Source organism: Streptomyces guryensis (genome assembly GCF_021261325.1).
GTDB classification, from domain to species: Bacteria; Actinomycetota; Actinomycetes; order Streptomycetales; family Streptomycetaceae; genus Streptomyces; species Streptomyces guryensis.
The window spans coordinates 152687-164451 of record NZ_JAJSBI010000013.1 but is presented as its reverse complement, the minus strand read 5'-3'; the positions used below and the strand labels follow the sequence as shown (position 1 = coordinate 164451).

The window sequence follows — 11765 nt, the reverse complement described above, 5'->3', positions numbered from 1 at the left end:
CACGAGGAGTGAGTCATCGTGAGCGGAGCCACGGGCGCCGGATCGGCCGCTACCCCCACGGGTACGGAATCGGACGGAGGCGGCCGTGGCTCCGCCGCGCGTGCGACAGATTCGCACACGACCCAACTGCGCAAGATCGACGCAGATGAGAGCGGGTCGCCCTCGTCCGAGACTCATGGATCCCAGGGGGGAACTGTGACGGAAGCCCGAGGCCCGAAAACCCAGCAGCACAAGGCTGGAGCGGGTCCCGCCGTACCAGGCCCCCAGCCGCAGCCCCAACAGCCTCCGGCCCAGCCCGCAGCGCCCCCGGCGGCCTCTCCGCTCCCCGGTGAGCGGCAGCCGCAGCAGCCCGCCGGGCCCTACCACCCGCCGCAGGCCTACCCGAGCCAGGCCCAGGCGCCCGCTGTGTCACCGGCCGGTACCGTACGGCGGCCGCGCACCGGAGCGCGCACCACGCCCCGTGTCCGCAAGGCACGTCTGCGCGTGGCGAAGGCCGATCCGTGGTCGGTGATGAAGGTGAGCTTCCTGCTCTCCATCGCGCTGGGCATCTGCACGATCGTCGCGTCCGCGGTGCTGTGGATGGTCATGGACGCCATGGGCGTCTTCTCGACGGTCGGCGGCACGATCTCCGAGGCCACCGGATCCAACGAGTCGAACGGCTTCGACCTGCAGTCGTTCCTGTCGCTCCCGCACGTCCTGATCTTCACGTCGATCATCGCGGTCATCGACGTCGTCCTCGCGACGGCTCTCGCGACCCTCGGCGCGTTCATCTACAACCTCTCCGCGGGCTTCGTCGGCGGCGTCGAGCTGACGCTCGCCGAGGACGAGTGACATTAACCGTGACTTTCGTTTCAAACCTCTAGGCCCGGTCCTGCCCGGTCCTGCCCGGTCCTGCCCGGTCCTGACGTCGGTGCTGCCGCCGGGCCTACCCGGTCCGGCGGTCGGCCCCACCGCCAGTCCCACCGCCAGTCCTGCAGTCGGTACGGCTGCCGGTCCTGTCGCCTGGCCTGAGACAACCGATTTTGGGACTGCCCACGTCGTGCGCTAATCTTCAGGGGTCAGCGCGCGGGACACACACCGCAGAGCGCGGCGGGGCTATAGCTCAGTTGGTTAGAGCGCATCCCTGATAAGGATGAGGCCACAGGTTCAAATCCTGTTAGCCCCACCAGCACAGAAGACCCCCAACCGGTTTCGGTTGGGGGTCTTCTGCGTGGGCGGTTCGGGTACGCAAGTTCGCCGTTACGCCGGGGATGCCGGGGCCGGTGCCTCACAGCTTGAGGGGAGTGGCCGGCTCGGAGGCGTCCGTGCCTGCCTCCGTCTCCGGGAGCGGGCTGTGGCGGCAGCTGGGGGACTTTCCGTGGGCCTCGGCGCGGATGCGCTGTTTCATCGTGGGGGGCAGGGCCCTGGCGTAGGACCAGGACCAGTGGGATGCCGTCGGCGTCGTCACCGGCGCGCTGCAGTTGCCGGTCGGCTCGGTCTGCGGTACGGCCGCGGCGGCGGTCGTCGTGATGAGTCCGAGCGTCGTGCACAGCGCGAGGAAGGCGGTGACGATGGCGTTCCACAGCTTCATGACCTGGTTCTGGGCCATGGCCCCTCACTTTCGGGTCGGGCGATTTGCGTACTTTCCTCATGATGTGTATCGGGGTCGCGAAGTGGGGGACCGACGCTCGTGGCGCGGCGATGTTCAGATGAACAACACCCGGATGGGCGCAAACGGCTGGAAGATAGGACAATGGCCAGCAAAGTCACCGTCTGTGGGGGTGTGATCACCCTCCGATCGGAGCGGTCGGCTCCGGTTCTATTGCGGTGTGCCGGAGGGGAGTTGAGGGCCCACGCAGGTCACCGATCGGTATCGGTCGGTGTGTATAGTCGGGCGCCAGAGGTCCCCTACGTCAAGGAAAGACGAGGTCGCGCGGTGAAGAAGCTTCTCCTGGTCGCACTGGCCGCCATCGGCGGGCTCCTCGTGTACCGCCAGATCCAGGCGGATCGCGCCGAGCAGGATCTGTGGACGGAGGCGACTGACTCCGTGCCCACGGGTTCGTGAGTATCGACAACGGAATCTGAACAGACCCCGGCCGTCCTTGCGGTCGGGGTTTTGTGTTGCGCGGATGAGGCGTGCCCCCGCGGGGCAGGATGGGCCACGGTCCGGTCCGTACGACGACGAGGGGTGGCGCGTGAAGGGGCGGCGTACGGAGCGGTGGCACGCGAGGGCATGGCGCGGGCGTCCGTCCGCACGCGCGCGCGTGACGGCTGTGGCAGCGCTGCTGTGCACCGTAGCTGCGGTGTCCTGGCCGGCCGCCGCTGCGGCAGCCGGAACCCCGAGCGCCAACGTCTCCTCCGCTGCCTCCTCCTACGCCTTCGCGGAGGACGCCCAGCCCGTGGGCGGAGCGAAAGGGCCCAAGGACGCCGAACGCCTCGAAGCCGGCAAGACCTACCGGAGCTCCCTCCCCAGGGATGCGAAGGTCTACTACCGCCTTGACCTCGAAGCCGCGTCCAACGCGTACGTCTCCGTCACCGCCGTCCCCCGCGCGGGCTCCACACTCTCCATCATCGACGGCATCAGCGTCTCGGTCACGGACGACGACAACCACTCCTGCTCCAACGAGCGCGCGCGTTTCGGCGCGGCCAGGAGCCCGCACCCCATCACGGCGTGGGGCGCACGAACGACCGCCCCGCCCAAGCCCGTGTGCCGGGGTGCCGGCATCTACTACGTCGTCGTCGAGCGCACCGGTACGGCGGACTCCTCGCCCGGTGCCTGGGACCTGGAGCTCACCACCACAACTGAACCGCCTCTGAAGCAGGCCGCTTCGACGAGCCCACCCACGGTCTGGAACTCCGCCTCACCCACCCCCGTCTCGGGGGCCGCCAAGCACAGACAGGGCGGCGCGGGGTTCTCGCGGGCGGCCACCGTGGGACCGGGCGTCTGGCGCGCCGACATCTCGCCAGGGCAGACCCTCTTCTACAAGGTGCCGGTCGGCTGGGGCCAACAGCCGTCCGCCACGGCCGAACTGAGCAGCGTCAGCGGCACCGGCCACGGCTACGCCGTCGACGCCCTGGCCCTCACGCTCTACAACCCCGTCCGCGCCGACGTGGAGGACGCGAACGTCGGCTACGACGGCTACGACGGCCGGCAGAAACCGGCCTCCCTCGCCGCGGTGCCGGCCGTCGACTACACCAACCGCTACGCCATCCCCGACAAAGTGAACGGAATGCGGTTCGCCGGCTCGTACTTCCTCGTGGTGCACCTTGCCGCAGGAGTGGCAGACAAGTTCGGCGACGGGCCGTTCGGTCTGACGCTGCGCGTCGGGGTCGAGGGCGCGGCGCAGGAGGGTCCCGGGTATGCCGGGCAGTCCGTGCCGGGAAACGTCTTCGAGGTCACCGCGCAGGACCGGGGGGCAGCAGGGGAGGGCGGGGCCGCACACGCCGATGCCACGATGAAGGCGGTCGCCGTGGGTGGGATCGGAGCGGGCACCGTCGTGCTCGTCGTCCTCGGGGTGTGGACGGCCACGGCCCGGCGGAGGGCACGAGCCTGGTGAGTCGTCCTGCCGCCCGATGGAGGGCGCAGGCCCGGTGAGGCATGCGGCCCGCGAGTCGGGTCGGCTGACGCCTGCTCATATGCGGGTCAGCGCCCAGAACCCCACGGCGTAGCAGGTCAGCGCGAGAAGCAGGAGCGGGATCGCCACCTTGGCGGGCGGGCCGGGACGGCGTGCGGGGCGGGCACGATGGCTGCGGCGCGTCGGCTCCCGCGAGATTGCCTGCGCGGGATGCGGAACCTGAGGGGCCTGGGCGGTGTACGAAACAGTAGAGACATCAGCGCGCTGGTACGGCGGCGGCGTCAGGGCCTGAGCCGGTTGCAGCGGTGTGTGCGGCTGAGAGGGGGGCAGTACATGCGTGGGGTCATGTGGGGCCGCGTAAGCGGAATGGTGGTGGCTGCCCTGCTGGGGGTGGGCTTGAACCTGGGGCTCGGGCGCCTGTGGAGCGGAAGTTCGGGCGGAGGACCCGGTGGCCTGTGGAGGCGGCAGATGGAAGCTGCCGGTGTCCGACATGCTGGGCGGCTGTGTCGGGACGGACGGCTCCGACTGGTGCCCGGCGCCCTGACGCGGATCCGCCAGGGGCGTGAGGCTCGTGGACGCCCTGCTGCCCGCGTCCGACGGGGACGGCAAGGGATGCTCCTCGGCTCCGACAGGCTGCTCAACTGGCCGCGACGGAGCCTTACTTGCACCGGCCCCGTCCGTATCAGCCTCCCTCTTCGACTCGACTCCCGGTGCGGCTTTGAGAGGTCCCGAGGAAATGAACCCCGGCGGGAGCGAGCCCAGTTGGTCGAAGATCTCGATCAACTCGTCGTCGGGGCCGGGTTCCGGCAGAAGCTCCCTGGCGGAGGCGAGCGCCTTGCGCGCCCCTGTGGCCGTGCGGAACCTGGCCTGGGGGTCAGGCTGCAGCAGCGTCGCGACGACCTGCCACAGCGGCTCGGGAACGCCCTTGGGCGCGCTCGGCGTACCGTGCGCCGCGAAGTACTGGATGAGCGCCTTGGCGTCCGGCTTGGCCCCCTCCAGCAGATACAGCGCGACCAGACCCACCGCGAACAGGTCGGCGGGGAAGTCCGGTTCCGCACCCATCATCTGCTCGGGCGCGAGATAACCCGGCGTCCCCACTACGAGATTGGTCTCCGTCAGACGCGGTTCACCCAGCCGCATCGCGATGCCGAAGTCGGACAACCGCAGCCGCGGGCGACCCGTGCCGGTCGCTTCCAGCAGGACATTGGCAGGCTTGATGTCGCGGTGCACCACGCCCTCCGCGTGCACCGCGGACAGCCCGGACAGGAGCTGGTCGAGCAAGGTGCACACGAAGGCCGCGGGCAGGGGACCGTAGTCCCCGACCAGATGAACCAGCGAGCCGCCGGCGACGAGATCCATGGTGAACAGGACCTTGTCGTCGTCGGCGGCCCAACTGGCGGGCGCAAGCACATGGGGATGATCGATACGCAGCGCCTGCTCGCGGACGAAGCGCAGCAGAGAGTGCGCGTCGCGCTGCTGCAGCACCTTCGCGGCCACATAGCGGCGCCGGCGGTGGTCCCAAGCACGCCAGACGGCGCCGACTCCTCCGCGTCCGATCGGGTCGACCAGTTCGTACCGGCCGGCGAAGACCTCACCCATGGCTGTGCGTTGCTCCTCCCCCTTCGGCTACCCCCCTTGCTTGCCCCTCGACGAGTGATACGACTCCCCTCAGTGCCGTTCATCGACGAGTGTGATGAGTGATACGAGCCCCCGCACCTCTCCTCGGCCGTCGGCCCGGCTGCCGAACCCCCTTCGGCGACCGGGCCACGGGCTCAGCTCTGGTGCGACTGGTAATGCGTGACCGCGTCAGAGGTGCGGCCTGCGCCATACACCCGGAGGAACTCTGCCAGCTCCGGATGACTGGGTGCGAGAGTCTCCGCGGCATCGATGATGTCCCCCGCGGCGGCCACCGAACGCAGCAGCGACTGGATCTCGCGGACCACCCGCTTGACCGTGGGCGCCCCCGAACTGCTCGTCGTGGTCGTGGTGTTGCTGAGCACCGAGCCCCCCTGCGACTTCTTGATCTCTTCCATGCGCTCCGTGGCCTCGGCCGCGCTCACGCTGCCGTCCGCGACCTGCCCCGCCAGGTCCTGCAGCAGTTGCACCCGCTGCACGACAGCCGGGTTGCCGATCTTCGCCCGCTGGCCGCTCATCAACTGCGACAGCATCGGAGCGGACAGGCCCAGCACCCCCGCGAGACGGGCCTGGTTGAGGCCCAGATCTTCTATGAGCTTACGGAAGAGCGCCCCCAACGGCTCCCCGTACCAGTTCCGCTGCAGTTCCCGCGCTCTTGCGGTCGCTTCCTGCTGTGCGGCGTCCATTGCGTCTCCCCATCGCTTCCCCAAGTACTGTGGTTCGCTGTAGCGAACCACGCCGAGCATCTTACGGAGCGTGGTCGTCCACGGGGACCCCCAATCTTTTTGCGAGATCCCCGGGGTGACCCGGTACTCTGGTCTCCGGCACCCACCGGAACGCGGTACATCCGGGGATGCTCCCTTTCCGGGGCCTTAGCTCAGTTGGTAGAGCGCTGTCTTTGCATGGCAGATGTCAGGGGTTCGACTCCCCTAGGCTCCACCCGTGAAATGCCCTCTGACCTGCGGAAACGCAGTTTCAGGGGGCATTTTTGGTGCACACACGGTGCGCACGTGTGCGCGCATCGGGCGGGATGGACGGGGGCGAAGCCCTTGATTTTCCTGGGTTCTGGGCGAGGGGGGATCCCCTGCGGATCCCCCGTTGATCCCCTGATCCGCTGTTCCCCTGAGGGACGGGTGTGCAATCGGGCCGTCGGCACCAGGTCGTGTGGGGGGCTCTCTAGGGGCGGGTCCGCTTCCGTGCACTCAGGTCTCTGGGCCCTTCTGTTGCAGGCTCAGCCGGTGCCCAGAACACTCCGTTGAGCTTCGATGCGTATGCACCGTGCAGGAAGCACATCGTCGCGCTTCCTGGAGCCTGACAGCTGCCGACGGACCATTACATACAGGTGATGTCGCCTACATCTGTAGCTCGTCGGCCGCCCGCCAGGCGCGGTCGGCGAAGCGCGTGGCCTGAGGGTGGGCGCCGTGCGAGGGGTAGGCAAGATAGGCACGCACGGTGGGTGCGCCGGTCAGTGGGACGAGGCGGACGGAGGGGTGCGTGTAGCGGCGGGCGGTGGAGACCGGTGCGGTGCCCACGCCGAGGCCGACGGCCACCTGTTCCAGCCATTCGTCGAAGTTGCGGCATTCGGCGCCGACCACTGGCCGACTGCCGTCGGGCCACATGTCAGGGAAGGTGGTGCCGCTGACGGTGTTGATGATCAGCGGCAGGTCGGCGAGTTCTGCCCAGTCGAGTTCGGTGCGTTCGGCCAGCTGCCAGCTCGCGGGGACAGCCGCGATACGGGACTCTTCGTAGAGGAGGACGCCGCGCAGTCCCTTCGGCAGGGGTGCGCCGCGTAGCAGGCCCAGATGCGCCTGGCCGGTGTCGAGTCCGGCCTGGGGAGTGTCACAGCGGATGAATTCGACTCCGACCCCGGTCTCCTCCCCGAACCGGGCGGCCAGTCGCGACAAACCCTCGGGTAGTCCCCAGCTGAACCCGATGCGCAGTTTCTCCCCTTTCTGCAGATCACTCAGTGTCGAATCGAGTTGGCGCAGCAGGGGGGTGATGGCCTTCCGCAGGGTTTCGCCTTTGTCGGTCAGCTCCGTTCTGCGGGTGCTGCGTTCAAAAAGCTGTACGCCCAGGGACTCCTCAAGAGTCCTGATGTTGCGGGTCAGGGTCGGTTGGGCCAGATGCAGGCAGTGGCTAGCGGCCGTGAAGCCTCCTTCCTCGGCAACGGCCAGGAAGTATCGCAAGTGACGCAGGTCGATGTTCATTCGTCGAGCGTATAGGTGGTTCAGCAATGTTATTTCTCCACCCCCTGCGCAGCGTCTAGTGTTCTTGGTGTAGCCGAGCGGACAGGGTGCCTGGGAAGCATGGGCCGATAGCCGACACCGCTGGTGTGTAGTTGTGTGTTCAACGGGGGTAACGTGCGGAAACGTTGGCGCGCCATCAAACGGCATAGCGCAAAAAATGGGCAAATGGAAAGCAAAAGAGCCCATGGGTGAACGGATCGTCTGACAGGTATCCGTGTCTGAAATCGCTTTCTTTGTAGCGTCTGGGGACGCCTCGTAGATCGGTTTCCGGCCGCGCCGCGCCGCGCAGCGGTGACGGTGGGTGCGGCATGGGCAATTCGATGTAATGCGATGTGTTGACCTCACGTCGCCGTTCCGTCGATGACCGCTGCCTTCGTGGGGCTTATTTGCTCAACTACTGCTGCCGCTTTTCCATCCATCATTCGAATTTATCCCGCGCCACGGCGGGCCGTCGTTGGTGGTGCTGGCCGGGTTTGCCGGGATGTCCGTTCTGCCGTAAATCCGTAAATTACTGAGAAGGATTTTGCTGTGCCGGTAATCGATACACGCAACGGTCCCCTTGAACATGTCGTCATCGGCGGTGACCCGGACCTGGCACCCCTGGTCTTCCTGCACGGCGGCCTCGGCTGCCTCGCGGCCTGGGGACGCTTCCCCGCCCGGCTGGCCGCCGCCACCGGACGCCGCGCCCTGGTCTACTCCCGCCACGGCAACGGCGGCAGCGGCCCCGACCCGCTGCCCCGTACCAGCCGCTATATGCACGAGCACGCCCAGGACGTGCTGCCCGAACTGCTCAACGCGCTGGGCATGCACCGCCCCGTCCTGATCGGCCACAGCGACGGCGCCTCCATCGCCCTGCTGTACGCCTCGGCGCACCCCGTCGAAGCCGTCGTCGGGATGGGTCCGCACATGTACTTCGAAGACCAGAACCGCATCGGCATCGAGAACGCCCGCGCCTCCTACGAGGCGGGCCCGCTCGCCAGGAAGATGGCCATGCTGCACGACGACCCCCGGGGCGTCTTCGACCGCTGGAGCGGGGTCTGGCTCTCGCCCGCCTTCCGCACCTGGTCCATCGAGAACGACCTCGATGTCACCGCGCCGGTGCTGGCGATCCAGGGGGACGCGGACGAGTACGGCTCCATGGACCAGGTCGACGCCGTCGAGCGCGCGGTCAGCGGCCCCTTCCGGCGCCTGGTCCCCGAGGGCTGCGACCACTACCCCCATCTGGTCTGCCCCGACCTCGTCACCGACACCGTCCGCGACTTCCTTGCCGGGCATCCGCAGTCCGTGGTGGCCACCCGATGACCGCGCAGGCCCCCGTACGCCTCGACGCCCTGCTGGCCCGTTCCGCGCAGGCCCACCCCGACCGCACCGCCCTGGAGGGAGCCGGTGAGAGCTGGACCTACGCCCAACTCGACCGCGCCGTGGATGCGTTGGCGGTCCGGTTGGCCGCCACCGGCGTCGCACCGGGCGACCGGGTCGGCGTCTACGCCCCCAAAACCCCGGCCACCGTCATCGCCCTGTACGCGGCGCTGCGGGCCGGCGCGGTGACCGCGCCCCTAGATATCGCCGACCCGCCGGAGCGCACCGCCCGCATGATCCGCAACGCGGGTCTGTCCCTGCTGGTGACCGCCGACCGTGCCCTGGCCGGGGCCCACCACGCGGCCACCCGCGCCCGCGACGGCGCGCCGGCCGACGAGGGCGCCCTCGACCACGGCCTCCACTGGCTGCGGGTCCTCGCCCCCGAAGACCGGCCCGGGCCGCTGCCCGCGCCCACCGACTCCGGCGGCTACATCCTCTTCACCTCCGGCAGCACCGGCTGGCCCAAGGGCGTTCTGCTCTCCCACGACAACGTTGCCCACTACGCGCTGTGGGCCGCCGGCGAGTTCGGCCTCACCCCGGACGACCGGATCGGCTCCCAGGCCGCCCTCACCTTCGACCTGACCACCTTCGACCTGTTCAGCGCCGCCGCCGCGGGGGCCTGCACGGTCCTGATGCCGGACATGCTGCGAGCCTTCCCGCGAGATGTCGTCGGCTGGCTGACCGAACAGCGCATCACCGCCTTCATGGCCGTGCCGTCGCTCTACCACAACATGCTCCAGCAGGGCGGCATCGCCGACGCCCCACCGCCCGCCCTGCGCATCGTGGCCTTCGGCGGGGAGGCGTTCGCCCCCGAACTGCTGGAGCGGTATCTACGGCTGCTGGACGGGGTGCCCTTCTACAACCTGTACGGGCCCACCGAGACCAACGCCTGCACCTACTACCGGGTGCCGGCCGACTGGACCGCCGACCAGGAACTGCCCATCGGCCGCGGGATCGGCGGCGTCCACATCGACGTGCTCGACAAGGACGGCCGGCCGACCGACGGCGAGGGCGAGATACACATCGCCGGACCCGTCGTCTTCCAGGGCTATCTGCGCGGCGGCGCACCCCACGACCCCACCGTCACCGTCACCTGTCGTGACGGCGTGGCACGTCGCGCCTACGCCAGCGGTGATATCGGCCGGATCACCCCCGACGGCCGGGTCTTTCTGCGCGGCCGGCGCGACAACCAGGTCAAGCGGCGCGGCCACCGCATCGACCTGATGGACGTGGAGAACGCCGTCCTGGAGCTGCCGCAGATCACCACCGCCGCGGTCGTCGCCAAGGACGGCCCGCACTTCGGCCAGATCTGGGCCTACGCACAGACCGAGGCCACCGAACGGGAGGTGCTGGCCGCGCTGCGCGATGTGCTGCCCAAGCGGATGCTGCCCGACCGGATCGTTCCGCTTGCCACCCTGCCCACTACCACCAGCGGGAAGGTCGACCGCCGCGCCCTGAGCGGCACCGCCGGCCACACCGCCGCCCTTGCACTCCCGGAGGAGATCACCGTATGAACAGCGTCGAAGAACTCTGCACCCTCATCGGCAGCCGTATCACCTGGGGACGCGGCGAGGACGCCAGTTCCCTGAACGCCGACACCCCGCTGCTCGAGATGGGCCTGGTCGACTCGCTGGCGATCATGGAGATCGTCGCGGCGCTCGGCAAGGAAGCCGGTATCGCCCTGCCCGACACCGAGATCGTCGCCGCCAACTTCCGTACGCCCAAGGCCCTTTGGAACGCCATCGAGAACCTCTCCGGCGAGGGCCGCAAATGAGTGCGGCGGCCGCCGCGGCGCTGCGCACCGGCGCACCGGAGACCGAGGAACTCGTCGACACCTACCGGGACCTGGCCGCACCGGTGGTGGCGCAGATCGCGGACGAGGACTTCACCGCGCAGTGGCAGGCCATGGCCGACCTCGGTGTGCTCCGGCTCGCCTCGCCGGACGCCGAGGCCCCCGGCCCGGTCACCCGCTCGCTCGCCATGATGGAGGGCATCGGTCTGGCCGGTGCCGACCCGGGGCTGTGCTATGCCCTGGCCTCACAGATCTTCGGGATGCAGTTCCCGCTGCGGGATGTCCTCGGCGCCGACGCGTGGCGCGCGGTTGCCGACGTCCAGCAGGGCCGGGTGCTGCTGTGCCACGCGCTGACCGAACGCGGCGGCGGCAGCGACCCGTTCTCCATGCAGACCCGCGCCCGGCGCGACGGAGACGGCTTTGTGGTCGACGGCGCCAAGACGTTCATCACCGCCGCCCCCGTGGCCGATCGGGCGATCGTCTTCGCCCGTACCGCCGAGGGCCGCTCGCCGTTCGCGCTGTCCGCGTTCCTCTTCCCACTCGACCTGCCGGGGATCCGGCGCGGCGAGACCTTCACCAAGACCGCGCTGCCCACCGTGCCGATGGGGGAGCTCATCTTCGAGGGCGCCCGGCTGCCCGGGAGCGCGCTGCTCGGTCAGGAGGGATCCGGACTGGCGGTGATGGCCTCCACCACCGCCTGGGAGCGCTCCGTCATCCTCGGCTACGCCCTCGGCCCGATGCAGCGCATCCTGGCCCGTACCGTCGACTGGGCCGCGGACCGCGACCACTTCGGCCGTCGTATGGGAGCGAGCCACCAGGTCGCAGGCCGAGTCGCCGACATGGCCCTGGCGCTGCACCGCTCCCGCGTTCAGCTCTACGCGATGGCCGCCCGGCTCGACGCCGGTACGCCCGCCCGGCAGCTGGCCGCCGAAGCGGCCCTCACCAAGATCTCCGTCTCCGAGGACTACGTACGGATGACCGAGCACGCCACCGCGCTGTCCGGCGTCCGCGCCTTCCTTCCCGACTTCGACCTCGCCGCCGACCTGGCCAGCCCCATGGCAGCCCTCACCTACGCCGGTCCGAACGACCTGCTGCGCGTGGGTGTCGCACGGCAACTCGGCCTGCCCGTCGAGAACTGACCGGTCGAGATCCGACCGGCCGAACGCCGACCCGAAGGAC

General features: G+C 69.2%; 11 protein-coding genes and 2 tRNA genes. 9 read left to right on the top strand and 4 right to left on the bottom strand.

Going from position 1 to position 11765, the window contains the following annotated elements; translation table 11 throughout:
- Window positions 1-18 precede the first annotated feature (18 nt).
- Window positions 19-831 carry a DUF3566 domain-containing protein gene (locus tag LJ657_RS25700; RefSeq protein ID WP_232651109.1) on the top strand — a complete coding sequence of 271 codons (813 nt, stop codon included), beginning with the start codon at window positions 19-21 and terminating at the stop codon, window positions 829-831.
- 260 nt (window positions 832-1091) lie between these two features.
- Window positions 1092-1168: transfer RNA gene (locus tag LJ657_RS25695), tRNA-Ile, on the top strand.
- A gap of 99 nt (window positions 1169-1267) precedes the next feature.
- On the opposite strand, the gene LJ657_RS25690 is transcribed toward LJ657_RS25695, so the two are convergent.
- Window positions 1268-1588, bottom strand: coding sequence for a DUF6344 domain-containing protein (locus LJ657_RS25690; RefSeq protein WP_232651108.1), 321 nt, complete (start codon window positions 1586-1588; stop codon window positions 1268-1270).
- A 327-nt stretch (window positions 1589-1915) separates the two neighbouring features.
- Between LJ657_RS25690 and LJ657_RS25685 the strand changes: the two genes are divergently transcribed.
- Together LJ657_RS25685 and LJ657_RS25680 are read left to right on the top strand one after the other, a co-directional pair.
- Window positions 1916-2044 carry a DLW-39 family protein gene (locus LJ657_RS25685; protein WP_003999697.1) on the top strand — a complete coding sequence of 43 codons (129 nt, stop codon included), beginning with the start codon at window positions 1916-1918 and terminating at the stop codon, window positions 2042-2044.
- Window positions 2045-2282: 238 nt separating this feature from the next.
- Entirely contained in the window at window positions 2283-3536 is a 1254-nt protein-coding gene (locus tag LJ657_RS25680; RefSeq protein ID WP_232651107.1) for a hypothetical protein, read from the top strand.
- Between the two features lie 75 nt (window positions 3537-3611).
- On the opposite strand, the gene LJ657_RS25675 is transcribed toward LJ657_RS25680, so the two are convergent.
- Together LJ657_RS25675 and LJ657_RS25670 are read right to left on the bottom strand one after the other, a co-directional pair.
- Complete coding sequence (locus LJ657_RS25675; protein ID WP_232651106.1) at window positions 3612-5153, bottom strand: protein kinase domain-containing protein; 1542 nt, start codon at window positions 5151-5153, stop codon at window positions 3612-3614.
- A gap of 173 nt (window positions 5154-5326) precedes the next feature.
- A complete protein-coding gene (locus tag LJ657_RS25670) occupies window positions 5327-5875 on the bottom strand; it encodes a helix-turn-helix domain-containing protein (RefSeq protein ID WP_232651105.1) in 549 nt (182 codons plus the stop codon).
- 180 nt (window positions 5876-6055) lie between these two features.
- On the opposite strand from LJ657_RS25670, the gene LJ657_RS25665 reads away from it, so the two are divergent.
- Window positions 6056-6128 (top strand) — tRNA-Ala (locus tag LJ657_RS25665).
- A gap of 413 nt (window positions 6129-6541) precedes the next feature.
- On the opposite strand, the gene LJ657_RS25660 is transcribed toward LJ657_RS25665, so the two are convergent.
- Entirely contained in the window at window positions 6542-7396 is an 855-nt protein-coding gene (locus tag LJ657_RS25660) for a LysR family transcriptional regulator (RefSeq protein ID WP_232651104.1), read from the bottom strand.
- A gap of 567 nt (window positions 7397-7963) precedes the next feature.
- Here LJ657_RS25660 and LJ657_RS25655 point away from each other — a divergent pair.
- Genes LJ657_RS25655 through LJ657_RS25640 form a run of 4 tightly spaced genes read left to right on the top strand, consistent with a single transcriptional unit; the run spans window position 7964 to window position 11725 of the window.
- Window positions 7964-8737 carry an alpha/beta fold hydrolase gene (locus tag LJ657_RS25655; RefSeq protein ID WP_232651103.1) on the top strand — a complete coding sequence of 258 codons (774 nt, stop codon included), beginning with the start codon at window positions 7964-7966 and terminating at the stop codon, window positions 8735-8737.
- Window positions 8734-10308 carry an amino acid adenylation domain-containing protein gene (locus tag LJ657_RS25650; protein WP_232651102.1) on the top strand — a complete coding sequence of 525 codons (1575 nt, stop codon included), beginning with the start codon at window positions 8734-8736 and terminating at the stop codon, window positions 10306-10308. Before LJ657_RS25655 ends, LJ657_RS25650 begins: the two co-directional genes overlap by 4 nt.
- Entirely contained in the window at window positions 10305-10568 is a 264-nt protein-coding gene (locus LJ657_RS25645; RefSeq protein WP_232651101.1) for an acyl carrier protein, read from the top strand. The genes LJ657_RS25650 and LJ657_RS25645 overlap by 4 nt, the downstream gene beginning before the upstream one ends.
- Complete coding sequence (locus LJ657_RS25640) at window positions 10565-11725, top strand: acyl-CoA dehydrogenase family protein (RefSeq protein ID WP_232651100.1); 1161 nt, start codon at window positions 10565-10567, stop codon at window positions 11723-11725. Before LJ657_RS25645 ends, LJ657_RS25640 begins: the two co-directional genes overlap by 4 nt.
- The last annotated feature ends 40 nt before the right edge of the window (window positions 11726-11765 follow it).

Excerpts from the sequence above, each read along its gene's own strand:
- LJ657_RS25690 (WP_232651108.1), bottom strand. The coding sequence starts at position 1,588 with ATGGCCCAGAACCAGGTCATGAAGCTGTGGAACGCCATCGTCACCGCC.
- LJ657_RS25675 (WP_232651106.1), bottom strand. The coding sequence starts at position 5,153 with ATGGGTGAGGTCTTCGCCGGCCGGTACGAACTGGTCGACCCGATCGGA.
- LJ657_RS25670 (WP_232651105.1), bottom strand. The coding sequence starts at position 5,875 with ATGGACGCCGCACAGCAGGAAGCGACCGCAAGAGCGCGGGAACTGCAG.
- LJ657_RS25660 (WP_232651104.1), bottom strand. The coding sequence starts at position 7,396 with ATGAACATCGACCTGCGTCACTTGCGATACTTCCTGGCCGTTGCCGAG.
- LJ657_RS25650 (WP_232651102.1), top strand. The coding sequence starts at position 8,734 with ATGACCGCGCAGGCCCCCGTACGCCTCGACGCCCTGCTGGCCCGTTCC.
- LJ657_RS25645 (WP_232651101.1), top strand. The coding sequence starts at position 10,305 with ATGAACAGCGTCGAAGAACTCTGCACCCTCATCGGCAGCCGTATCACC.
- LJ657_RS25640 (WP_232651100.1), top strand. The coding sequence starts at position 10,565 with ATGAGTGCGGCGGCCGCCGCGGCGCTGCGCACCGGCGCACCGGAGACC.